General features: G+C 61.5%; 22 protein-coding genes. 6 read left to right on the top strand and 16 right to left on the bottom strand.

Annotated features, from left to right (window positions below):
* The 7 genes from AC2FMY_RS10685 to ftsW form a co-directional block, all read right to left on the bottom strand.
* On the bottom strand, nt 1-244 hold a 244-nt coding region (locus tag AC2FMY_RS10685; protein ID WP_496807359.1), incomplete at its 3' end, for a hypothetical protein.
* Nucleotides 245-259: 15 nt separating this feature from the next.
* A complete protein-coding gene (locus tag AC2FMY_RS10680; RefSeq protein ID WP_480749160.1) occupies nt 260-526 on the bottom strand; it encodes a DUF2484 family protein in 267 nt (88 codons plus the stop codon).
* Nucleotides 523-777: a DUF2484 family protein gene (locus tag AC2FMY_RS10675; RefSeq protein ID WP_496744645.1), complete on the bottom strand. Its 255-nt coding sequence runs from the start codon at nt 775-777 to the stop codon at nt 523-525. Before AC2FMY_RS10675 ends, AC2FMY_RS10680 begins: the two co-directional genes overlap by 4 nt.
* Nucleotides 774-1,961, bottom strand: a complete 1,188-nt coding sequence (locus AC2FMY_RS10670) for an APC family permease (RefSeq protein WP_480749158.1) — start codon at nt 1,959-1,961, stop codon at nt 774-776. Before AC2FMY_RS10670 ends, AC2FMY_RS10675 begins: the two co-directional genes overlap by 4 nt.
* A gap of 155 nt (nt 1,962-2,116) precedes the next feature.
* On the bottom strand, nt 2,117-3,517 hold the full coding sequence (gene murC, locus AC2FMY_RS10665) for a UDP-N-acetylmuramate--L-alanine ligase (RefSeq protein WP_496807358.1): 1,401 nt from the start codon (nt 3,515-3,517) through the stop codon (nt 2,117-2,119).
* Complete coding sequence (locus tag AC2FMY_RS10660) at nt 3,514-4,611, bottom strand: UDP-N-acetylglucosamine--N-acetylmuramyl-(pentapeptide) pyrophosphoryl-undecaprenol N-acetylglucosamine transferase (RefSeq protein ID WP_496744641.1); 1,098 nt, start codon at nt 4,609-4,611, stop codon at nt 3,514-3,516. Before AC2FMY_RS10660 ends, murC begins: the two co-directional genes overlap by 4 nt.
* Entirely contained in the window at nt 4,611-5,774 is a 1,164-nt protein-coding gene (gene ftsW / locus AC2FMY_RS10655; protein ID WP_480749155.1) for a putative lipid II flippase FtsW, read from the bottom strand. Before ftsW ends, AC2FMY_RS10660 begins: the two co-directional genes overlap by 1 nt.
* Before the next feature lie 131 nt (nt 5,775-5,905).
* Here ftsW and AC2FMY_RS10650 point away from each other — a divergent pair, with 131 nt between their 5' ends.
* Nucleotides 5,906-7,090 carry a BaiN/RdsA family NAD(P)/FAD-dependent oxidoreductase gene (locus AC2FMY_RS10650; protein WP_496807357.1) on the top strand — a complete coding sequence of 395 codons (1,185 nt, stop codon included), beginning with the start codon at nt 5,906-5,908 and terminating at the stop codon, nt 7,088-7,090.
* 66 nt (nt 7,091-7,156) lie between these two features.
* Here AC2FMY_RS10650 and murD read toward each other — a convergent pair whose 3' ends face one another.
* The 8 genes from murD to mraZ form a co-directional block, all read right to left on the bottom strand.
* Nucleotides 7,157-8,557 carry a UDP-N-acetylmuramoyl-L-alanine--D-glutamate ligase gene (murD, locus tag AC2FMY_RS10645; protein WP_496744638.1) on the bottom strand — a complete coding sequence of 467 codons (1,401 nt, stop codon included), beginning with the start codon at nt 8,555-8,557 and terminating at the stop codon, nt 7,157-7,159.
* Between the two features lie 318 nt (nt 8,558-8,875).
* Nucleotides 8,876-9,958 carry a phospho-N-acetylmuramoyl-pentapeptide-transferase gene (gene mraY / locus AC2FMY_RS10640; protein ID WP_480749152.1) on the bottom strand — a complete coding sequence of 361 codons (1,083 nt, stop codon included), beginning with the start codon at nt 9,956-9,958 and terminating at the stop codon, nt 8,876-8,878.
* 24 nt (nt 9,959-9,982) lie between these two features.
* Nucleotides 9,983-11,377 (bottom strand): UDP-N-acetylmuramoyl-tripeptide--D-alanyl-D-alanine ligase, encoded by a 1,395-nt coding sequence (locus AC2FMY_RS10635; protein ID WP_496744636.1) that lies wholly within the window; start codon nt 11,375-11,377, stop codon nt 9,983-9,985.
* Entirely contained in the window at nt 11,374-12,855 is a 1,482-nt protein-coding gene (locus tag AC2FMY_RS10630; RefSeq protein ID WP_496744634.1) for a UDP-N-acetylmuramoyl-L-alanyl-D-glutamate--2,6-diaminopimelate ligase, read from the bottom strand. Before AC2FMY_RS10630 ends, AC2FMY_RS10635 begins: the two co-directional genes overlap by 4 nt.
* Nucleotides 12,856-12,876: 21 nt before the next feature.
* Nucleotides 12,877-14,664 (bottom strand): peptidoglycan D,D-transpeptidase FtsI family protein, encoded by a 1,788-nt coding sequence (locus tag AC2FMY_RS10625; protein ID WP_480749149.1) that lies wholly within the window; start codon nt 14,662-14,664, stop codon nt 12,877-12,879.
* Nucleotides 14,661-15,029, bottom strand: coding sequence for a cell division protein FtsL (gene ftsL / locus AC2FMY_RS10620; RefSeq protein WP_480749148.1), 369 nt, complete (start codon nt 15,027-15,029; stop codon nt 14,661-14,663). Before ftsL ends, AC2FMY_RS10625 begins: the two co-directional genes overlap by 4 nt.
* On the bottom strand, nt 15,026-16,045 hold the full coding sequence (gene rsmH / locus AC2FMY_RS10615; protein WP_496744631.1) for a 16S rRNA (cytosine(1402)-N(4))-methyltransferase RsmH: 1,020 nt from the start codon (nt 16,043-16,045) through the stop codon (nt 15,026-15,028). The genes ftsL and rsmH overlap by 4 nt, the downstream gene beginning before the upstream one ends.
* Entirely contained in the window at nt 16,026-16,529 is a 504-nt protein-coding gene (gene mraZ, locus AC2FMY_RS10610) for a division/cell wall cluster transcriptional repressor MraZ (RefSeq protein WP_496744629.1), read from the bottom strand. Before mraZ ends, rsmH begins: the two co-directional genes overlap by 20 nt.
* A gap of 605 nt (nt 16,530-17,134) precedes the next feature.
* Between mraZ and AC2FMY_RS10605 the strand changes: the two genes are divergently transcribed.
* The 3 genes from AC2FMY_RS10605 to AC2FMY_RS10595 all read left to right on the top strand — a co-directional run bounded on the left by AC2FMY_RS10605 (nt 17,135) and on the right by AC2FMY_RS10595 (nt 18,369).
* Nucleotides 17,135-17,482, top strand: coding sequence for a hypothetical protein (locus tag AC2FMY_RS10605; RefSeq protein WP_496744628.1), 348 nt, complete (start codon nt 17,135-17,137; stop codon nt 17,480-17,482).
* A 5-nt stretch (nt 17,483-17,487) separates the two neighbouring features.
* Nucleotides 17,488-17,709: a DUF1127 domain-containing protein gene (locus tag AC2FMY_RS10600; RefSeq protein WP_480749143.1), complete on the top strand. Its 222-nt coding sequence runs from the start codon at nt 17,488-17,490 to the stop codon at nt 17,707-17,709.
* Between the two features lie 369 nt (nt 17,710-18,078).
* The gene (locus tag AC2FMY_RS10595; RefSeq protein WP_480749142.1) at nt 18,079-18,369 is read left to right on the top strand and encodes a DUF1330 domain-containing protein; all 291 of its coding nucleotides are present in this window, start codon (nt 18,079-18,081) and stop codon (nt 18,367-18,369) included.
* Here AC2FMY_RS10595 and AC2FMY_RS10590 read toward each other — a convergent pair.
* Nucleotides 18,366-20,822, bottom strand: a complete 2,457-nt coding sequence (locus AC2FMY_RS10590; protein WP_496807356.1) for an ATP-dependent helicase — start codon at nt 20,820-20,822, stop codon at nt 18,366-18,368. The two genes, AC2FMY_RS10595 and AC2FMY_RS10590, sit on opposite strands and share 4 nt — an antisense overlap.
* A 180-nt stretch (nt 20,823-21,002) precedes the next feature.
* Here AC2FMY_RS10590 and AC2FMY_RS10585 point away from each other — a divergent pair, with 180 nt between their 5' ends.
* Entirely contained in the window at nt 21,003-22,805 is a 1,803-nt protein-coding gene (locus tag AC2FMY_RS10585; RefSeq protein WP_496807355.1) for a sensor domain-containing diguanylate cyclase, read from the top strand.
* A 38-nt stretch (nt 22,806-22,843) separates the two neighbouring features.
* Nucleotides 22,844-24,001 (top strand): alpha-hydroxy acid oxidase, encoded by a 1,158-nt coding sequence (locus AC2FMY_RS10580; RefSeq protein ID WP_480749139.1) that lies wholly within the window; start codon nt 22,844-22,846, stop codon nt 23,999-24,001.
* Nucleotides 24,002-24,061 lie beyond the last annotated feature (60 nt).

Here is a 24,061-nt window from a genome sequence, read left to right as displayed (position 1 = left end):
TCACCGCGAACAGGAACGGCAGCACGCCGCCGGTCAGCCAGACGAAGGGGGCAAAGGCGCGCTCCTCCTCGCCGGTGCCGACCGTGGTCAGCATGATGATCAGCCCAAGCGCCACCGCCGAGGTCAGGCCGATCAGCCACAGCAGGTTGCGAAATCCCATCCAGCGGCCCGCGACGAACCCGGCAAGAAGGCCGGTTACCAGCGCGATCAGCGGCAGATAGGCAAGAGTAGCGATATTCCCCATGACGAGGTCTCCGAATTATTTCTTCGCCGCCTTCGGCCCCAGCAGCTTCATCCGCACCCAGCGGGTCAGGTAGATCACCGGCCACCGCAGCATGGACATGCCAGCGGCCAGTACGATCAACCCGATCCAGGGGCCGTTTTCAAAGGTGACATACCCCACAAGCGGGATGCCGACGGCAATCAGGGCATAGGCCTTGCGCCAGTGGTTGTCCTTGCTCGGAGTCAAGGCGAGTACATTTGCCGCAACGGCCCAGATGCAGGCTAGAGTAAGGGAAATCGTCATTTCCGCCCCTCCGGTTCCAGACCGCGCCACCTGCGCCAGAAATAGATCAGCGGATTGCGGAACATCGACAGGAATCCCGCCAGCGCCGCAAGCCCCAGAACCCAGCCGTAATGAATCCAAAGGGCTGCGATCAGCACCGGCGCAGCGGCCAGCAGGATGACGCCCGGCGCATACTGGCGGCGCATCGGCAGAAACGCCACGGCGGTCGCGGCAAAGACCCAGGCGATGGCAAGAACGACCAGCAGGTTCATGCGATCCCTCCTATGGCGACGGCAAGCGCGCTTAAAGACAAGACAAGGCCCAGCACCGGAACCGCCATCGGCACGCGGAATCGGGCATCGGGTTCGCGCCGCTTCTGGACGATCAACGCGAGGTTGACCAGAGCAAAAACGCCCAGCAGAATCGCGGATGTGGTCTCTGCCAGCGTCGCAAAGGGAACGTACAGCGCGGCACCGATCACCACGGCTCCGATCAGCACGGTGGCCAGCACCGGTGTCCCCAGCCGGGGATGCGCCTGATGAAAGACGCCCAAAGCCGGGTTGCGCTTGCCAAGTCCGAACAGAACCCGGCTGGCCATGACGATCTGCGCCAGCACCCCATTCAGCGCCGCGAACACCGCGATGGCCGACAGAAACTCGCCAGACCCGCCACGCGCGGTCTGCCAGACCAGCGCCAGCGGGCTGGTCGAGGCGGACAGCTCGGCCAGCGGCACCGCCCGCACCGCGGCCCAGCTGACCAGCGAATAGATCACCGAGGTAATCGCCAGCGAAATCAGGATCGCGCGCGGCATGGTCCGTTCCGGTCGGTCCACCTCTTCGGCCATGTTGACGATGTCCTCGAACCCGATGAAGGCGAAAAAGGCCAGCACACCTCCCAGCCCGATCCCGGTCCAGACCGGGGGCGCGGCCATTGTCCAGTCCGCAGACGCCTCGCCGCTCAGCCCCGCCCAGCTGACCAGCCCCAGACCGGTCAGCTCGATCACGGTAAAAATCGCGGCCAGCGCAAGGCTTTCCAGCACGCCGAACACGGCAACGGCAGTCAGGGCGACGCCCAGCACCAGTATTGCCACCGTCGCGTTCACATCGATGGCATGGGTCAGGTATCCCACCCCACCGCGCAGCACCGCCCCGGCAGACACCGTCCCGGCGGCCACCACCGCCAGACCCACCAAAAGCGCCAGCGCCTGACTGCTCAGGCCAGTGCCCACATAGGCCGCCTCGCCCGCCGCCTCGGGCAGGCGGGTGGAAAACTCGGAATAGCTCAATGCAGTGGGCGCAGCGATGAGACCGGCCAGAACGAAGGCAAGCGGCGCCCAGATCCCGGCATCCGCGGCAATGGCACCGACAAGCACATAGATACCTGCGCCGACCATCACGCCAACGCCATAGGCGGTCAACAGACCCAACCCTATACGGCGCTTGAGCTCCTGCGCCATATTGTACCCCTTACGTCTTTACGACTAGGCCGGATCGTTGTCCGGCGGCTACAGAATACGCGCAGAACGCGAATAATCCAACTTTATTGTTTCCGAGGCGGCAATTAGTCTCGCTGTCACAGGCACTTGAAGCGACGCGCGGTTGCCAACCAGGGCTACTGGCTCTCCAACCTCTCGGGCAGGCCATTGGCCCAGGTGCTGATCGTCCCGGCCCCCAGACAGACAACCATGTCGCCGGGGCGGGCCTGTTCGCGCACCAGGCGTTCCAGATCGTCCTCGTTCAGGATGGCGCGGGCGTGGCGGTGGCCGTGGCGGATCAGGCCCGCCACCAGATCGTCGCGGCTGGCTCCTTCGATCGGGTCCTCGCCGGCGGCATAGACCTCGGCGATGGCGACGACATCGGCATCGTTGAAACAGGTGCAGAAATCGTCGAACAGGTTGGACAGGCGGGTATAGCGGTGCGGCTGATGCACCGCGATCACCCGGCCTTCCGTGGCCTGACGCGCGGCCTTGAGCACAGCGGCAATCTCGACCGGATGATGGCCGTAATCGTCGATGATGGTGACGCCGTTCACTTCGCCAACCTTGGTAAAGCGACGGTTGACGCCGCCGAACCTGGCCAATGCCTCGCGAATTTCCGCCGCCTTCATGCCCAGATGCCGCGCCACCGCCACTGCCGACAGCGCGTTCGACACGTTGTGATCGCCCGGCATCGGCAGGGTGCAACCCTCGATCACCTTGTCCTCGTGCTGCAGATGAATGTCGAAATGCGCCACACCGCCCTTGTAGGTCAGGTTCACCGCCCGCACATCCGCCTGCGCGTTGAACCCATAGGTGCGCACGCGCCGGTCGGTGATGCGCCCCACCAGCGCCTGCACCTCGGTATGATCGGTGCAGCAAACGGCAAGACCATAGAAAGGAATGTTCGAGACGAATTCGTAGAATCCGTCGCGCAGCCTGTCGAAATCACCCCAATGTTCCATATGCTCGGGGTCGATATTGGTGACAATGGCGATGGTTGCGGGCAGGCGATTAAAGGAACCGTCGCTCTCATCCGCCTCGACCACCATCCACTCGCCCTGCCCCATGCGGGCATTGCTGCCATAGGCGTGGATGATGCCGCCATTGATCACGGTCGGGTCGAAATCACCCGCCACCATCAGCTCGGCCATCATCGTGGTCGTGGTGGTTTTGCCATGCGTCCCGGCAACCGCGATGTTGGATTTCAGCCGCATCAGTTCCGCCAGCATGTCCGCGCGCCGCACCACCGGCAGGCCCTGCGCCCGCGCGCCGTCCAGTTCGGGATTGCCGCGCTTGATCGCGGTCGAGACCACGACAACTTCGGCCCCTTCCAGGTTCTCGGCGCTCTGGCCGACAAAGATCCGTGCCCCAAGGCGCTCCAGCCGGTCGGTGATCTTTGACCCCTTCAGGTCCGACCCCTGCACCTGATAGCCAAGGTTCAGCAACACCTCGGCGATGCCCGACATGCCGATGCCGCCAATGCCGACAAAATGAATGGGGCCTACGTCTTGCGGCAGTTTGGTTGCGGGGGTCATGCGGTCTCCTCTCGCGCCAGTTCTTCGACAAGGGCGACCAGACGCTCGGTCGCGTCGGGCGCCCCGACCGACCGGGCGGCGCGGGCCATTTTCTGGGCGGCTTGCGGGTTGGTCAGAATCGTCGTGATTTGCTCCGACAGGGCGGAAACGTCAAGGGCACTTTCGGGGATCATGATCGCGGCCCCGGCCTGAACCAGCCCGCGGGCATTGGCGGTCTGGTGATCGCCTGCGGCGGCAGCAAAAGGGATCAGGATCGAGGGCCGCCCGATCACGGAAATATCAGCCACGCTGGACGCGCCCGACCGGCTGATGACCAGCTGCGCCTCGGACATCCGCCGGGGGATATCCTGAAAGAAAGGCTTCACATCGGCCTTGATGCCATGCGCGTCGTAAAAGGCGGTGACGCGCTCGCCATCTTCCTCGCGGGCCTGATGCGACACGCGGATATACTGGCGCATGCCCTCGGGCAGCGCCGCAATCGCGCCGGGCACCGTATCGCTGAGGATGCGCGCGCCCTGCGACCCGCCCATGACAAGGATCGACATCGGATAGTCGCCGGGCGGGATGTACCCCGCGGCCTCGCGCTCCAGCACCGCCGCACGCACCGGGTTGCCGGTGTGGATGCCATGCGCCCCCTCGGGCAGCTGCGTCGGCCAGACGCCGCAGGCGACATGAGCGACGCGGGTGGCAAATATCTGGTTGACCCGCCCCAGCACCCCGTTCTGTTCATGGATCATGCGCGGCACGCGCAGCATCGTGGCCGCGCCCAGCGCCGGAATCGACGGATAGCCGCCAAAGCCCACCACCACGTCGGGCCGGTCGCGCAGCATCTGGAACGCCATGCTGGTGACGCCCCCCGCGATCGTCGGCCCGACCAGCGCCTTGGCCGCCAGCCCGCCGCGCGCAAACGTGGCCGAGGCGACCTCGGCAATCTCGGTCGAATGCGGAAAGCCCTTGGTATAGCGCGCGCCGCGCGCATCCGTCGACAGGCGCACCCGCCAACCGCGTTTCAGCATCGCCTCGGCCAGCGCCTGAGCCGGAAACATATGACCGCCGGTTCCCCCGGCGGCGATCAGAAGATACGGCTTGCCCATCATCCCCGTCCGCGAAGAATGTCACCCAGTTCGCCCTGCGGCCGCGTGCGGGTAAAGGCCAGCAACATGCCCAGCGCAATGCCCCCAGCGATCAGGGACGAACCGCCATAGCTGACGAAGGGCAGCGTCATGCCCTTGGCCGGCAACAGCCGTACCGCGACCCCCATGTTGATCATCGCCTGAACGCCGAACATACACGCCAGACCGGTTCCCGCCAGACGGATGAACATGTCCCGCTCGCGCATCAGCCGCAGCAGCGAGCGCACCACGATCAGGCTGTAAAGCGCGATGACGATCAGCACCAGGATCAGCCCGTATTCCTCGGCCGCCACCGCGATGATGAAATCGGTATGGGCATCGGGCAGCGACCATTTCACCTGCCCCTCGCCGACGCCAACGCCGAACAGCCCTCCCTCGCGGATGGCGTTGGTGGCATAGCCCAGCTGCGTGGTCGGATCGACGTCAGGGTTCAGAAACCCGTCGATGCGACGGGCGAAATGCTCGGAATTGGAATAGGCCAGCATGCCGCCCAGAACCACGACCCCGGCCATGCCCAGCATCAGCAGCATCGGCGCTCCGGCCACGAAATAGATCACGCCCCAGCCGAACAGCACCAGACAGGCCTGCCCGAAATCGGGCTGCAACACCAGCATCATGACAATCGCCATGCACAGCGCAAACGACCACAGACGCCCCGGCGGGCCATTGATCTCCTGCGCGGCGGCAAACAGCCAGGCGGCCACGACGATGAAGCCGGGCTTGAGAAACTCCGAAGGCTGCACCGAGGCAAATCCCAGACTGTACCAGCGCACCGCGCCCTTGCCGAAATCGGTGCCCAGAAACGGCAGCAGCGCCAGCGCCACGAAAGACAGGACAAAGCCGATCACCGCCAGCCGCCGCACCAGCACCGGCGACATCATCGAGGTCAAAAGCATCGCCACGGCGGCCAGCCCGCCGAAAAACGCCTGCCGCTCGACATAGTGGAACGGATCGAAGCCATTTCGCGATGCCAGCGGCGGGGACGAGGCCAGCCCCAGCAACAGGCCGATCACGAACAGGATCAGCACACAGGACATCGTCCACTTGTCGATCGTCCGCCACCATTTGGGAAGGATCGGTTCGCCGCGCCTCTCGGGCACGGCACCATACACCATCTCAGTCATGAGATTACCGCCACTATCTGCCTCGTACACGTCCCGTTTTCGGGATCTGAACGCGATTCTACAGGCAAAATCCTTTTCAGGCCAGCCTCTTCCTCTTGTCATTGGCGTCAATCCGCGCCAAGGCCGGGGGCATGAGGTTCGACACGATCATCCTGGGCGCCGGGGCCGCCGGCCTGATGTGCGCCGCCCGGTGCGGCGGGCGCACGCTGGTGATCGATCACGCGCGCACTCCGGGTGAGAAAATCCGCATCTCGGGCGGCGGGCGCTGCAATTTCACCAACCTGTACGCGGGCCCAGAAAATTTCCTGTCGCAGAACCCGCATTTCTGCAAATCCGCACTGGCCCGCTATACGCAATGGGATTTCATCGATCTGGTGAACCGCCACGGCATCGCCTGGCACGAAAAGACGCTGGGGCAGCTTTTCTGCGACGGCTCCTCGAAACAGATCGTCTCGATGCTTGTGACCGAGGCGGAAAAGGCCGGGGCCGAGCTGTGGCTGTCCACCACCCTGACGGACCTGCATCACCGCGACGGCGCCTTTGCGCTGGGGCTGGACCGCGACGGCAACCGGGTCGAGGCAACCTGCGCCAGCCTGGTGCTCGCCACCGGCGGCAAGTCGATCCCCAAAATGGGCGCCACCGGCCTTGCCTATGATATCGCCCGGCAATTCGGCCTGCCGGTCACCGATACCCGCGCCGCGCTGGTCCCCTTCACCTTTCCCGAAGGCCGGTTCAGCGACCTCGCGGGGGTCTCGCTGCCCGTCCGGCTCTCCAATGCGCGCGCCAGTTTCGACGAAGCCCTCCTCTTCACCCATCGCGGCCTCAGCGGCCCCGCCGTCCTCCAGCTGTCCAGCTATTGGCGCGAGGGCGAGGCGGTCTCGGTCAACCTGATCCCCGATACCGACCTCTGCGAAAAGCTGCGCAGCCAGCGCCAGCACTCAGGCCGCAAGGCGCTGACGACCGAACTGTCGCGCCACCTGCCGGCGCGGCTGGTCGAACACCTCAAACCGATCCTGCCGCTCGATGGCAATCTCGCCGACCAGTCCGACGCCAGGCTCGCCGCCCTCTGCGCGGCCCTCGGCGACTGGCAACTGACGCCCTCGGGCACCGAAGGTTACCGCACCGCCGAGGTCACCCTGGGCGGCATCGACACCGGTGCGCTGTCCTCGAAAACGATGCAGGCCAAATCCCTGCCCGGCCTCTACGCCATCGGCGAGGCGGTGGATGTGACCGGCTGGCTGGGCGGCTATAATTTCCAATGGGCCTGGTCCTCGGGCCACGCCGCCGGCACCGCCATCGCCGCGACCACCCGCTGAGGCCTTCATCTTTTCCCAAATACTCCGGTAGAGCCGCGCGCCCCCGCGCGCCGGGGGCAGCGCCCCCTACCCGGCCAACCGGCCTCGCACCTCGGCCGTGAAATCCTCGCCGCGCCGCTCGAAATTGTCATATTGGTCGAAACTCGCCGCCGCCGGGGCCAGCAGAACCGTCTCGCCCTCCTGCGCCTCGGCCATCGCCCGCTCGACCGCCGCCGCCATGGTGGTGCAGACCTCGGCCTCGACCTCCAGCTGCATGGCGAACCCCGCCGCTTCGCGCCCGATGACATAGGCCTTGATCACCTCGCCCGAGGCCGCGTTCAACGGCGACAGCCCCCCGTCTTTCTCCAGCCCGCCGCAGATCCAGCGGATCTTGCGGAACGCACCCAGCGCCTTGACAGCGCTGTCCACATTGGTGGCCTTGGAATCGTTCACATATGTCACGCCAAGCGCCTCGGCGATGATCTGGCTGCGATGCGGCAGACCGGGAAAGCTGTGCAGCGCCGCCTCGATCACCCTCGGTGCCAGTCCCAGCGTGCGGCAGGCCGCGTAAGCGGCACAGGCATTCTGGTGGTTATGCGCGCCCGGCAGCCCCCGGATACCGCGCAGATCGATCGAGGCCGCCTGCCGTCCCTTGCGATATTCCGCCAGAAACCCCTTGCGGGCAAAAACCTGCCAGCCCGGCCCGGTCAGCTTGCGCGCGACCGAAATGCGGATCACCCGGTCATCGCCCGGCCCTTCAGACATCTGCCCCGCCAGGAACAAGCCCTCGGTCTCGTCCACGCCGATCACCGCCCGGTCCGGCCCGCCTTCGGCAAACAGCCTCCGCTTGGCGGCGAAATATCCGCCCATACCGCCGTGGCGATCCAGATGATCGGGGCTGAGGTTGGTGAACACCGCCACATCCGGCGTCAGCGCGCGGGCCAGCTCGGTCTGATAGCTCGAAAGTTCCAGCACCACCACGCCGCCATCCTGCCCTGGCTCGATATCCAGCACTCCGCGCCCGATATTGCCCGCCAGTTGCGAGGGCCGCCCGGCCTCGGTCAGGATGTGATGGATCAGCGCCGCCGTGGTCGATTTCCCGTTCGATCCGGTCACCGCCACAACCTGCGGCGGCCGGTCGAAATTGTTCCAGTCCGGCCCCGCGAACGAGCGGAAGAACAGACCGATGTCATTGTCCACCGGCACGCCCGCATCCAGCGCCGCACGCACCACCGGATTGGGCTCGGGGTAAAGATGCGGAATGCCCGGACTGACGATCAGCGCCGCCACATCGTCAAACGCGCCCTGACGGCGCAGATCGGCGCAGACAAAGCCCTCGGCCTCCACCGCCTCGCGCGCGGCCGGGTTGTCGTCCCAGCACACAGGCTCCGCCCCGCCCGCCCTGAGCGCCCGCGCCGCCGCCAGCCCCGACCGGCCCAGCCCCAGCACCGCCACTTTCTGATTGTCAAACCCTCTGACGGGGATCATCCACTTGCCCTCACATGTTCCGGCTTCCTCGCTAACGGATCGTCACCGATTTGAAAAGCGGGTGGGAGGTCCGAGCTCAGGGCTTTTGCGAGAGGAGCATTTTGATCCGGGAGGAATGGGTCGGACGTTACTCACCAACTCGCCTCAGCATACAAACTCCCGGCGATTGAAAAAGCGTCAACCTTCATTGATCGCGGGTAAACGCCGCGCGCCGGGATGGGGCGGAAAGTGGAAATCCTGCCAAAAGATTGACAGGGCCGACTGGTACAATTCGGTCAACACGTCCTTCAAACCCTGTACAATTCGGACAGTTCGACGCTACCGAACCTTCAGCGTCGCCAGTCCGATCATCGCCAGGATCAGCGAGATGATCCAGAACCGGATGACGATCTGCGGCTCGGCCCAGCCCTTTTTCTCGTAATGGTGATGGATCGGCGCCATCAGGAACACCCGCCTGCCGGTGCGTTTGAAATAGAGCACCTGGATGATCACGCTCAGCGCCTCAACCACGAAAAGCCCGCCAACAATCGCCAGCACCAGCTCGTGCTTGGTGGCCACCGCAATCGCCCCCAGCGCCCCGCCCAGCGCAAGCGAGCCGGTATCCCCCATGAACACCGCAGCAGGCGGCGCGTTGTACCACAGAAAGCCCAGACCCGCCCCGAAAAGGGCAGCGGTAAAGATCAGGATCTCGCCGGTTCCCGGCACGTAATGCACGTCCAGATACTCGGTAAAGTCGACCCGCCCCACCGCATAGGCGATGATTCCCAGCGTCGAGGCGGCGATCATCGCAGGCATGATCGCCAGCCCGTCCAGACCATCGGTCAGGTTCACCGCGTTGGCGGCACCGACGATGACGCAGATGGAAAACGGTATATAAAAAAGGCCCAGATTGATCAGCGTGTCCTTGAACACCGGCAGCGCCAGCTGGTTCTGAAGCTCCGCCGGGTGGTTGAACGTGGCCCAGAGCGCCGCGATCACCGCGATGATGATGCCCAGCGCCAGCCGCAGCTTGCTCGGCACGCCCTTGGTGTTCTGCTTGGACACCTTGGCGTAGTCGTCGGCAAACCCGATTGCCGCATAGGCCAGCGTCACGAACAGGACCAGCCACACGAAAGGATTGCTCAACCGCGCCCACAAAAGCGTCGAGGTGACCAGCGCGCCCACGATCAGCAACCCACCCATCGTAGGCGTTCCGGCCTTGGAGAAATGCGCCTCGGGGCCGTCGTTGCGGATAGGCTGGCCCTTGCCTTGCTTGCGGCGCAGCACGTTGATCAGCGGTTTGCCGAACAGGAAGCCAAAGATGAGCGCCGTCATGAAAGCCCCACCCGCGCGGAAGGTGATATAACGGAAGAGGTTCCAGAAATCGCCTCCGTCCGACAGGGCCGTCAACCAATAGAGCATCTCGAAACCTTCCTTACGCGCGCGTCATCCCTCGACCGCGGGGCCTTGCCCCATTTTTCGTACGCCGTCAACGATCCTCGCGAGCCCCATACTGAGCGACCCCTTGGCCAGCACGGCGTCGCCAGCCTGAACAAGCTGTGCAAGGCGGTCGGCCATTTCTGCACTTGTCTCGGTCCACAAACCGCGCTTGCTGTCAGGTAATGCCGCATGCAGCGCCCGCATCAGCGGGCCGATACAGTGAACCATATCGACACGAACCATGGCGTCGATCCCGGCCATTGCCGCGTGCATCTCCGCCTCTTGCGACCCAAGCTCCTTCATGTCGCCCAGAAACGCCACGCGGCGCATGGTCGAGGCCGCGGCCAGAACGTCCAGCGCCGCGGCCATCGATGTCGGATTGGCGTTGTAGCTGTCATCAAGCAACTCGATCTCACCGCCGCCAGGCAGCGAGATCCTTTCGCGTACACCGCGCCCTTCATAGGGGGTCCAACGGCGCAGACCGTCAACGGCCCGGTCCAGATCTACGCCCAGCGCAACGCAGGCGGCCAGAGCACCAAGGCCGTTCATCGCGAAATGGGTTCCGGCGGAAAGGACTTCGAATTCGAACCCCGATCCATCAAACTCTGCGCGAGCGCGGGTTTCGTCACCCCGACTGATTACATTCAAAAGTCTGTAATCAGACGATTTTTTCCCGAATTCGACGATCCGGGCACCCTGCCGTTCGGCAAAACTGCGCAGGATGCCCGCGTGATCTATGTCGGCATTGACGATGGCTGTGCCGTCCGACTCCAGCCCGTCGAAGATGGCGGCCTTTTCGCGAGCAATGTCTGCGACCGAGTCGAACGCCTCAAGATGCACGGCCGCCACGGTGGTGACCAACGCGACGTGCGGGCGGGCCTGACGGGCAAGCGGGGCAATCTCTCCGGGGTGGTTCATGCCGATCTCGATGACCGCGAATTCGGTGTCGCGCGGCATTCGCGCCAACGTCAGTGGCACGCCCCAGTGGTTGTTGTAGCTGGCGACACTGGCATGGGTTTTACCCTGACCCGCCAGCATCGCTGCCAGCATTTCCTTGGTCGAGGTCTTGCCGACACTACCAGTAACCGCCACGACCTTGGCGACTGTCCGGGCACGCGCGACCCGACCGAGTGCTTCAAGACCGGCTTGCACATCCTCTACAATCAAGAGCGGCGCATCGGCAGACACGCCTTCGGGAACGCGCGAAACCAGCGCGGCGCCTGCGCCTTTTTCCAACGCCTGCGCTACAAAGTCATGCCCGTCGCGCGCGGCCTTGAGAGCCACGAAAAGATCGCCCTTCTGCAGAGTGCGGGTATCAATTGAAACGCCATTTGCCTGCCAGTCAGCAGTCACGCGCCCTCCGGTAGCGCGAGCGGCTTCGTCTGCGGTCCAGAGCGTCATGCCACCCTCCCATCCAGCGCGGCCACGGCGATACTGGCCTGTTCGGCGTCGTCAAACGGTAAAACCTGATCCCCCACGATCTGCCCGCTTTCATGGCCTTTTCCCGCAATCAGCAGCGCATCACCCGGTTGCAGGGCGTCGACACCGCGCAGGATCGCCTCGGCCCTGTCGCCCACCTCGGTGGCCTCCGGCGCTCCGCCCATCACGGCGGCCCGGATGGTTGCGGGATCTTCGCTTCGCGGGTTGTCGTCAGTGACGAATACGATGTCGGCATTTTCCGCCGCTGCCCGGCCCATCAACGGGCGCTTGGTGGCGTCGCGGTCGCCACCGGCACCTACGATAGCGATCAGCCGGCCCATCACGTGCGGGCGCATGGCCTTGAGCGCGGTCGCCACCGCGTCGGGTGTGTGAGCATAATCGACAAAGACCGCCGCCCCGCTGTCACGGGTGGCGGCCAACTGCATCCGCCCGCGCACGGTCGTCAGATGCGGCAGGGTTTCGAATACTCGCTCAGGGTCATCACCGCCCGCAATGACCAGCCCGCAGGCCAGCAGCACGTTTTCCGCCTGAAACCCACCGATCAGGTTCAGCCGGGACTGGAACGTCTTGCCGCGCCAGGAAAACCGCAAATCCTGCCCGGTGGCGTCAAAGCGTTGGTTCAGCAGACTCAGATCACCGCCCGTGCGTCCGACGGTCAGAATCTCCTGTCCGCGCGCGGCGGCCACGGCGCGCATTTCCGCGCCCTTGGGGTCATCCAGATTGATCACTGCCGTTCCGTCGGGCGGCAACACGCGGCGGAACAGACCCGCCTTGGCGGCGAAATAGGCTTCGAACGTGTCGTGATAATCCAGATGGTCCTGGGTAAAATTGGTAAACCCCGCCGCCTTGAGCCGGACGCCGTCCAGGCGACGCTGTTCCAGACCATGCGAGGAAGCCTCCATCGCCGCGTGGGTTATGCCGTTGGCCGCAGCCTCGGCCAGCGTCCGGTGCAAAGTGATTGGCTCGGGCGTGGTGTGGGCCAGCGGCGCGGTCCATGCGCCCTCGACGCCGGTTGTACCCAGATTGACAGCGCTGTGGCCCAGTTCGATCCAGATCTGGCGTATGAAAGTGGCGACGGATGTCTTTCCGTTGGTGCCGGTCACCGCCACCATGGTCTCTGGCTGGGCACCGAACCAGAGCGCCGCGGTATAGGCCAGCGCCTGACGCGGGTCCTCGGCCACGACCAGTGCCGCATCAGAAGCTGCCAATTCGTCCCTGGCGATTTCGGCCCCCTTTGCATCCGTCAAAACAGCGACGGCCCCCATGCGCAGGGCATATTGGATGAACTCGCCACCATGCACGCGGGTGCCCGGCAACGCGGCAAAGAGGAATCCATCCCTGACCTCTCGGCTGTCCACGGCCAGGCCTGTGACCGCTGGATTGCGTCCAGCTCGTGCGGTCAGGGCCAATTCACCGAGAGTTTTTGACCTTGCGCCCATGACCAATCTGCCTCGTGCTGTCTAGTTTGAGGTCAGCGTTATAGCAGCGCCCGCTTCAGGCTCAAGCCGCGGTCGCAACCCCAGCAACGGGGCCACCCGCCCGATCAGTTCCGCCGTCACCGGAACCGCCGTCCAGCCCGCCGTCCGGCGCTTTTCGCCGTATGCCACGATTGAAGGTTCATCCAAAGTGACAATCAGGACATATTTCGGATCATAAGCAGGGAACAGGGTGGCAAAAGTGGCAATCACCTTGTCTTCGTAATAGCCGCCTCGCGGTTTCGGCTTGTCGGCGGTACCGGTCTTGCCGGCCACGTCATAGCCCGGCACTTCGCCAAAGCTGGCTGTGCCGCTGGTGACCACCTTGCGCAGCATCGCCCGCGCCTGTTTTGCCGCGCTTTCGGACATCACGCGGGGTCCGTGTTGTGGCCCGCGCTGCTTCAGGATTGTGGGGCTGACATAATGGCCACCATTGGCAAGCGCGGCATAGCCGGCCGCCAGATGCATCGGGCTGGTCGACAAGCCATGCCCGTAAGACACGGTGACAGTGCTCAACTCGCCCCATTTCTTGGGCTTGAGCGGCGCGCCGCCCGAAGCTTCGACAATCTCGAAGGGGGTCGGATCGAACATGCCGAGGGATTCCAGAAACGACTGCTGCCGCTCGGCCCCGATCTGCAGCGCCAGCCGCCCGGTCCCCCGGTTCGAGCTGTGGACGATTACATCCGCCACACTGATCTTGCCATAGTTCTTGTTGTTGAACTCGCCGATCGGGAACCGCCCGATGCGCATCGGGCCGGACGTGTCGATAATGGTCTCCGAGTTCACCAGCCCAAGGTCTATGGCCTGCGCTGCCGTGAAGATCTTGAAGACAGATCCCAACTCATAAACGCCCTGCACATAGCGGTTGAACAGCGGGCTGTCCGAGGGATCAAATCCACTGGTCGGCGGTCGCGGGCGATCATTGGGATCGAATGCGGGCAATGATGCCGCCGAGATCACTTCGCCAGTGTGTACATTCATCAAGACGGCCGAGGCCCCCTTGGCGTTCATGATCTTCATGCCGCCGAGCAGTACCCGTTCGACCGCCGACTGGATTGTCAGGTCCAGCGAAAGTTGCAGTGGCTTGTTGCCGTTGGCGGGGTCGCGCAGATAGCCGTCAAACTGCTTTTCGACGCCCGCAACGCCGATAACTTCGGCGGCACTCACCCCTTCACGGCCAAAACCGGAACCGCCAAGGATATGCGCAGCAAGCTGGCCATTGGGATAAAGGCGCATTTCGCGGGGACCGAACAGGATGCCGGGATCGCCGATATCGTGCACCGCCTGCTTCTGTTCAGGCGAGATGCGCTTTTTTATCCACAGGAACTTGCGCTTGCCGGTGAAATCCTTGACGAGACGATCCTTGTCCAGATCCGGGAAAATCCGCACAAGCCCTTCGGCCGACGCGACGGGATCGATCATGTTCGGCGGCTGGGCATAGACGGAATAGGTTTCCAGATTGGTGGCGAGTATGCGCCCTTCACGATCCACGATTTCCGCCCGTTGCATGGCGATATTTGCTCCGGGCGCGGTAGCCAGCGGCTCTTGCGCCTCGGACGTCGCGAGCATCCCCATCCGGGCACCAACCACGGCAAATGCGCAGAAAAAGAACACGCCCAATACCAGCAAGCGCCCCTCCGCGCGAGTACGAGCGCGGTCCTTCATCTCTTCGTGGCGCTTGCGGATGTTTTCGCGCTCGATAAGGTCCGGATTTTCACCACGGGAGCGGGCGTCGAGGATGCGGGCCAGAGGGCGGAGCGGTGTGCGGGTCATGGGATTTCCACCTCACCCAGCGATTCGAACTCGGTAACCGCCTGCAACTCGATCGGATCGACGATGGGCAGGTCAGGGTCTTCGCCATAGGCGATCTGATCGGCGCTTCCGAATTGCTCGGCCCGAAGAGGCAGCAAGCCCAGACGTTCGAAATTCAGGTCCGCCAGTTCACGCAGCCGATCGGGCCGATTGAGATAAGCCCATTCAGCACGTAAAATCGCAAGCCGGGCCTGTGCCGCGCCGATCTGACGCTGCAGTCCTTGAGTTTCCTTGAGCACCTGCTGGGTGCGATAGTTTTCCTGATACGCCCACAATGCCAGCCCGAACACGGCCAGAGCGGTCAACACATACATCAAACTTTTCATCTCGCTCCCCCACTAAGCTGAGGCATTCCGATGGCGCGGGCATCAATTTCCCCCGCCGGGGCGTCGGTACGTACCGCGACGCGCAACTTGGCTGACCGCGAGCGCGGATTCTCGGCCAACTCCTGATCGTCGGGGCCGACGGCCTTGCGCGTTTTCAGAATGAATTGCGGCTGATCTTCCTGTTGCTCGGGGGCGTACCGATTGGCGCGTCCGGTCTTACCCGCCCGCGACTGTAAAAAGCGTTTGACCATCCGGTCTTCAATCGAATGAAACGTGACGACCGCCAGTTGTCCGCCCGGTTTCAGCGCTCGTTCCGCAGCCATGAGACCCAGAAACAGTTCTTCGTATTCCGCGTTGACCGCAATCCGAAGAGCCTGGAACGAGCGTGTCGCCGGATGGGACTGCCCCGGCTTGGCGCGCGGCAAACAGGATTCGACGATTTCGGCAAGACGCAAGGTCGTTGTGATTGGCGCTTCGGTGCGAGCCCGGACGATGGCCTTGGCGATGCGTCGACTGGCGCGTTCCTCACCATAGTGGAACAGAATATCGGCCAGAGCCGCTTCGGGCGCGGTGTTCACCAGATCGGCTGCGCTTTCCCCATCCTGACTCATCCGCATGTCCAGGGGGCCATCCTTCATAAAGGAGAACCCGCGCTCGGCCTGGTCGAGCTGCATCGAGGAGACGCCAAGATCCAGGACGATGCCGTCGAGGCCCCCGGCATAGTCATCCATGCGCGAAAACACACCTGGCTGCATCACCAGCCGATCACCATAGGCACCAGCCCAGCTTGCCGCCATCTCAAAGGCCAGCGGATCACGATCGACTGCGATGACCTTGTCTGCCCCGGCCTCCAGCAGACCGCGGGTATAGCCACCCGCGCCGAAGGTGCCATCCAACCAAACGCCCGACACCGGTGCAACCGCAGCCAGCAAGGGGCGCAGCAGAACGGGGATGTGCGGATCATTCGAGGAGGATAGGGCAGCGGCGGCCATGCCGTCACCCATCCCTTGGGCCATCAAGGAACTGCATCGGATCGAAATCGTCTGGCAACTCGTCCAGCCACTCCTCGGTCAAAGCGAGTTCTTCTTGGGTGTAAGTTTCGGGCTTCCATATCTGGAACGTGTCACCGGCGGCGATAAAAAAAGCGTCGCCTTCGAGCTTGATCTTGTCACGCAGTTTGGCCGGAAGCACCAGACGCCCCGTTTCGTCCACATTGGTCGGGAACGACAGACCGTGGAACAGGCGCTGAAGCATCCTGCGCTCCATCGAACCGCGCGGAAGTGCATCTATCTTAGCATCAACCTCGTCAATCGCTTCCATGGTGTAGCATTCAAGAAACTTACGGCGGTGATCACCATAGACGATCACCAGTTCAGGATTGCCGCCGGATTGCCAGTTGGGATCGCCCGCTTCAAGCACACGGCGAAACGAGGCCGGGATCGAGACCCTGCCCTTGTTGTCCACCTTGTGGTGGCTTTCGCCTCTGAACCTGCGCGCCAAGCCGATTGTCCCTTTCGCTTGCGCCCCCAACAAAATTCCGACCCCCAGAAGTTAAAAACGGCGAGTTGATCTGCTGCCACTGATCAACCCGCCGCATTTGCCCGCCTTGCGGGAAGTCCAGCTGCGCGCGCCACCTGGGGGGATGTCTGCTCGCTCGCGCGCCGGATCTCTTGGTTCGATGAAAGCGAGATGCCTGTATGAAACCTTTGGATTTATGTCGGGGTCGTTTAGCGCCCCTGCTGCCTCGTCCTCATCGGATGAACTAGGGATGCCATGGGAATTCATGGAAATCAATAGGAATTTGGGAGTAACTTCCATTCGGCTTGCCAGCTTCGCAGTATATTATGCAAGGCAGAGTGAAGAATTTTGAGTCATTATTGCCCCATGATGTAACTAAACAACAAGCGCATACTAAATATAGTACAGACGGCGTATCGGTAATTTTATCCCATGAATTCCCAAGAAAATTCAGAACGGCGAAGAACTTTTTTGATTACGTCAGAATGTTCACTTTTTACCCCAATCAAAGAGCGCGAATCACCCGGTATTCCCATGAGCGATTAGTGAGCATCCCATGCCGACTGGCTCGAATTTGAGCGCTTCCCATGAAATCCCGTATCCAGAATCAAACACGGCGCTTCGGTTTCGCTGTCCGCATTGAACAACGGAAGCAACACAGGCGGTTTGAAGCAACCTTCTCGGAGTATCTGGCGTCAACTTGGAGGCGCGCCCTGGGTAGTCGCAGCAAATCAGGTACTTTTATGGCGGCGAGAGTTGAAAAAGTGCCAGTGAATTTTGATCCCGCCGGCCCGCCAGCCGCGCAAGGGGGCAATCTATGCAATTGTCGCATACCCGCTTTGACCACGGAAGCCATTGTGCACCTGCAGCATTTGCTTATTTTCAGTCTCAAGCAACGCCGCAGCGATACGGCAGAACGAAAAAGATCAGGTTAGATACGATGGCATCAACGAGCGAACATATCACCCACAAAGGTGCGCAAGGATTTGGATTCTCAGCGCTTCTAGAGGCTGCAAAATCCCGTGTGGGCCGACATCTGATGTACCGCAAGACCGTGAACGAACTGTCGGCCCTGTCGGCACGTGAACTGGATGATCTCGGGCTGAACCGATCGATGATCCGTCAGGTTGCGCTTCAGGCGGTCAACGAACACTTCGCGTAACGGACGCAATAGAAATTGGAATTCAGCCCCGCTTCCTCCTCCCTGCGGGTCTGAACTTCAGCGGCGGTATCCTCCTCCTCCCTGGTGCCGCCGCAAAGAATACCGGCCCTGAACGCCGGGAGCTGATACACCGGGTCCTCCTCCCTGATTCCGGTGTTGAAAGCGCGCGGCGATGCCTCTCCTCCTCCCTGGCATTGTCGCGACCTCATACCGGGTCAATACCCGGGTCCGACTGCATCGGGGCTCTCCTCCTCCCTGCCTCGATGTTGCAAAGAACGGCGGTTCCCCTCCTCCTCCCTGGGAACCGCCGTTTCTTTTTTGGTTGTGCCGGAGTAACATTTACGCCCCGGCTTCAAGAGCGAGGACGCCATGGCTGCCTATTTCATTGCCCAACTGAAGATTCACGACCCCGACGGGTATCAGGACTACCTGAAAGGCTTCATGCCGATTTTCGATCGCTACAAAGGCCGTTTGCTGACAGTGTCATCCAAGCCCGTGGACTGTGTGGAGGGCAATTGGCCCGAAGGCGGAATCGTCCTGATGGAGTTTCCGGACCTTGAGACGGCAACGGCCTGGAAGAACGATCCAGACTACATTGAACTCGCGAAAATCAGGAAAGCCACGGCCTCCACGAACATGGTGCTGGTCGAAGGCGTCTAGAACGGCACATCGTCCTTGGCCGACAGGAACCGCGCGACCACTTTCTTGGTGCCCGCTTTGTCGAAAACGACCTCGACCTTGTCGCCTTCAATGCCGATCACCGCGCCATAGCCGAATTTCTGGTGAAACACGCGTTCGCCCAGCGTGAAACTGGCCAGTGCGGTGGCGTCGATCACCGTGTTGCGGCTTTCGCGGGGTTGCGACATGCCATATTGGCCCTGCCGCGCCTGCAACCGTCTCCAGCCCGGCGAGTTATAGACATTGGCTTCGGCCGCACGTGTTTCTATGCCTGCCGTCTGATGACCGCCGCCATAAAGGCCCGGAGGTGTCAGCACCTCGACATGGTCCTCGGGCAACTCGTCAATGAAGCGTGACGGCAACATCGATTGCCAACCTTTAAAGTCACCAGAGAAAATTAATCTATTGGAGGCAAATGAAATTGTGCAAACTTCCTCCGCGCGAGTGATGCCCACATAGGCGAGGCGGCGCTCTTCCTCGAGCCCCTTCAACCCAGTTTCATCCATCGACCTCTGGGACGGAAACAACCCCTCCTCCCATCCCGAAAGAAAAACCGCAGGGTACTCTGAACCCTTAGCTGCATGAAGTGTCATGATCGAGACCTTTGGCTCATCATTGTCCTGCTCGTTATCCATGACCAGACTTACATGCTCGAGAAAACCTTGCAGATTCTCAAATTCGCCCAAATGGTTGACCAACTCCTTCAAGTTTTCCAACCGTCCGGCAGCCTCGTGATCACGTGGACTACGTGGCGGGCTTGGGTCCATTCTTAGCTCTTCATCGGAAAGTGGTTTTAAGTAACTTTCAGTGTAACCACTTTCATCTAGGATCATCTGAGCCAATTCAATATGTGAAACCTCAGGATCGCCATACCGGACAGGTTCGGCACCGTTATCAATCACTGAATCATCATCGATTTCTATCTGTGGGCCGCGGGTCATCGCATTCCAGCGCGCCAGCCCATCGACCAATTCGCGCAAAGCCACGCCACCCTTGCCCTTGATCAACCTCTGCTCGACCGCGATCCGCGCGCCTTGAAGCAGAGACACACCATGGTCCCGCGCGGTGCGCTGGATCGTCTGTTGCGCCTTCTCTCCTAAACTGCGCTTAGGCGTGTTTACGATTCGCTCGAAAGCCAGATCATTGTCAGAACTGACCACGACGCGGAAATAGGCAATTGCATCCCTGATTTCCAATCTACGGTAGAAGGGCACCCCACCAACAACTCTATATGGCATGCCGATCTTCAGAAACCGATCCTCAAGCACTTTCATTTGGTGGGTAGCTCGAACCATTATCGCTATTTCATTTAGCTCAAAGGGTCGCATACCTCGGGTACCGCTTCGCATTGCATCGATTTCCTCACATATCCAGCGGGCTTCCTCTTCGGCGTCCCAATGGCCGATCAGACGGACCTTTTCGCCCTCGGGCTTGTCGGTCCAAAGCTCTTTACCCAAACGGCTTTCGTTGCCCCGAATGACGTTCGACGCAGCCGCCAGAATATGCGGGGTTGAGCGATAGTTCTGCTCCAGCCGCACCACGTAGGCTCCGGGAAAGTCCTTTTCGAACCGCAGGATGTTGCCGACCTCGGCCCCGCGCCAGCCATAGATTGATTGATCGTCATCACCCACGCAGCAGATGTTCTTGTGCCCCCCGGCCAGCAGGCGCAACCACAGGTACTGGGCGACGTTGGTGTCCTGATACTCATCCACAAGGATGTAGCGGAACCAGCGCTGGTATTGTTCCAGAACATCCGGGTGGGTCTGGAAAATCGTGACCATGTGCAAAAGCAGGTCACCAAAATCCACCGCATTCAGCTCGTGCAGGCGGGTCTGGTATTGGGCGTAAAGTTCAATGCCCTTGTTGTTATAGGCCCCGGCATCCGCCGCAGGCACTTTGTCGGGCGTCAGCGCACGGTTTTTCCAGTCATCGATGATCCCCGCCAGCATTCGTGCCGGCCAGCGTTTGTCGTCGATATTGGCGGCTTGAACCAGTTGCTTGAGCAGGCGAAGCTGATCGTCGGTATCCAGAATGGTGAAGTTCGATTTCAGATCGACCAGTTCCGCGTGGCGGCGCAGCAGTTTTACACAGATCGAGTGGAAGGTGCCCAGCCATGGCATCCCCTCAGCGGGCTGACCCAGCAAGCGGCCCACACGCTCTTTCATCTCGCGCGCAGCCTTGTTGGTGAAAGTCACCGACAGAATCTCGTTCGGGCGCGCACGTGCCGTGTTGAGAAGGTGTGCGATTCGGGCCGTCAGCGCCTTGGTCTTGCCCGTCCCCGCCCCGGCCAGCATCAGAACCGGGCCGTCCAGACGTTCGACCGCATCACGTTGCGCCGGGTTCAGATCATCCAGATAGGGCGAAGGACGCACGGCCATAGCCCGCGCCGACAGCGATGCGCCCTCGAAAGCGTCCATTTCGTCAAAACTGCTCATGGTCGCAAACTACGCGTTTCAAGGGCTAAGGGAAAGGGTTTGTTCACTCCTTGTTCCATTCTTTCTGCGCCTTCCTGAGATCGAGAAAATTTGAGCAATACGGTAGGGGTCCGGCGGGAGCGCGTTAACCTTTTGTCAAACCACGGTAACGATCCTTGTTCCGAATTGGGAGCGCGGGACATGAGATTTTTGGAAATACGTGCAGGATCATGGCAACTCAGGTGGGCCATGGTCGTCGCAGGACTGGTTGCGGCCACAGGGTTGGCTGTATGGGGGACGATGCAGCTTCCCAATGTGATCGTCGACAAGATGCTTGAAGCGGATGTGATGCACCAGGCAAACCTGTGGAACCGGCGGGTTGTACTGCATCTGGAGGATGCCGAAAAGACGTTTCGAAACGGCACTCTTGATTCGCACGACCGTGAATTTCTGAGTCTGATGCCCCAGGCCTCGGATGTGTACCGGTTCAAATTGTTCGACGCGGACGGGCGCGTGTTCTGGTCGACGCGTTCCTCGGACATCGGCACTGTGACATCCAAACCTTACTTCCAGGACGTCGTCGCAACCGGAGCCAGTTATTACGATCGAGCAGAAAAACCGGTGGCGGAAATCGACAATTTTATGCCTCAGGGAGGACAGGCAACCGACCCGTTTCGCCATGTGGCAGAGATTTACACGCCTGTCATGAAAGAAGGGCAGTTTCTGGGGGCGGTCGAGTTCTACACGGACATTACCAATATCCGGAATATCCTGATGTCTCGCGTCCGCCTGTCGTTGGTGATTGTCTGCGGAATCGCATTGCTTGCGTTGGCGGGGGTGTCCGCCATGATTTTTCACACCAACCGGATAAAAATGCAGACCTTGAAAGCACGAACCAACAAGGAGCGTGAGCTGATGGCCGACCAGCTGCGTCTGGTGCGCGAAGTCCGGCTGTTGGGCGAACTGAACGAATGGCTGCAGTCGAGCCGCTCGCTGGAGGAGCTGTTCGACATGGTGGCACGGTTCATGACCCACATCCTGCCCGATGCCGAAGGCAATGTGTATGTCTATTCCAACTCGCGCGATGTGCTGGACGGCTGCGCCAGCTGGAATGGTGGCACGCACAAATCTCATATCCATCCCGAAGGTTGTTGGGGCCTTCGCCGGGGGCGAACATATGAGTTCGGTGCCTCGGAAATCGATTTCGTCTGCGAACATGCGGAACCGCATGACGGGCGACCCTATTTCTGCTTTCCCATACTTGCCCACGGCGAAACCGTCGGTCTTTTGCATCTGCGCGCACGGGGTGGACACAGTCAGAACTTTCATTCAAACAAACAGCTGGCGCAAATGTGCGCCGAACAGATCAGCATGGCGATTGCCAATGTCCGGATGCGCGACCAGTTGCACGACCAATCCGTGCGCGACCCGCTGACGGGGCTGTTCAATCGCCGCCACATGACCGAATGCCTGCGCAAGAGCATCGGGCGCAGCCAGAAAACCGGTGCGCCGCTATCGCTTGTGGCGGTGGATGTGGATCATTTCAAGAAATTCAACGATACGCACGGGCATGATGCTGGTGACATGGTGCTCCGCGCTGTGGGCTCGACCCTTGCTCATAGCTGCGATGGCGACGAGGTGGCCTGCCGAATTGGCGGCGAGGAGTTCATGCTGATCCTGCCAAACATCGCGCCTGATGAAGTGCTTACCCGGGCCGAACACTTGCGACAAGCGGTCGAATCCATCAACGTCCGTTATGGGGAAAAGACCTTGCCCCGGATCACCATTTCTGCAGGCATCGCCCATTACCCGTCACATGGCACCATGCCCCAGGAACTGATGCAGACTGCGGATGAGGCCTTGTATCGCGCCAAGGATAAGGGCCGCAATCAGGTCTGCGTGGCCGCGCGAGCATCGCTGAACGCATCAGAATATGCAGAAGCGCAGCCAAAGAAGAACTCTACCTCTTCGGAAGCGTTGAAGAAATCCGGGAAAGCAGCCTGAACGCTTGCCGAATCGCTGTGCAAATTGGATCAATCGGCATGGATTTGCAAAGCACCCATCCCGGCATTGACGACCTGAAATGGCGCGCCCGACGCCGGTTGCCACATTTTGTCTGGGAATACCTGGACAGCGGCACCGGGGCCGAGGCCACAAAATCTCGAAACCGCGCGGCGCTGGACTGCATTGGATTTGAGCCGTCGATTCTGAATGGTCCGATGGATTTCGATCTGCGCACTTTGCTACTGGGGCACGAGTTGCCCCTGCCCTTCGGGATTGCTCCGATAGGCATGTGCGGGCTGATCTGGCCGGATGCCGAAGGAATCCTTGCACGCGCAGCCGCAAGAGCCGGAATTCCCTATGCCCTTTCCACGGTCGCCAGCCAAAGCCCCGAAGACTTGGCCCCACATCTGGGAGAACATGCCTGGTTCCAGATGTACCCGCCAAAGGATTCCAATATCCGAAAGGACATGCTGGACCGCGCACGCGCTGCCGGCTTTTCGACACTGATCCTGACTGCCGACGTCCCCGTGGCGTCACGCCGCGAGCGTCAGACCCGATCCGGGCTGACCCAGCCACCCAAGCTGACACCCCGCCTCCTGTCGCAAATTGCAATCCGGCCTGCCTGGGCTCTGGGGATGGCGCGGGTGGGAATGCCTCGGATGAGAACACTCGACAAGTACATATCGGGTGCTCAAAAGAACCTGCCGCCGACTGCGCATGTCGGCTATCTGCTGCGGACTTCGCCCGACATGGAATACGTGAAATGGCTGCGGGACAATTGGGAAGGTCCATTCGTGGTGAAGGGTGTGATGAGGGCTGCAGACGCTGCCCTATTGGCAGAAATCGGTGTCGATGCGCTATGGGTTTCGAATCACGGCGGACGTCAGTTTGACGGCGCGCCCGCAAGTATCGAAGCCCTGCCATCGATCCGCGCCGTGACTTCTCTGCCTCTGATCTTCGACAGTGGCATCAGCGGGGGGCTCGATATTCTGCGCGCGCTTGCACTTGGGGCCGATTTTGTCATGGCAGGCCGGGCATTTCTTTATGGGATTGCCGCGCTGGGGCAGGCCGGCCCGGCCCATGTCATCGAAATCCTGCGCAAGGACATGGAAGCGAATATGGGTCAGCTTGGCGCAGCTCGCCTGGCGGATTTGCCAGCGCCCGTTTACTTCGCCGATGCCGCGCCGCGGCAATGATAGGGTAAATATATCGCATTTGCGGCGCTTGCGAGCGATAACATGCCGGTTCTACCCCGA

It is taken from the genome of Ruegeria sp. YKSE079 (genome assembly GCF_059612845.1).
The sequence above is the reverse complement of the archived record's forward strand: the minus strand, read 5'-3'. Positions and strand labels throughout refer to the sequence as shown.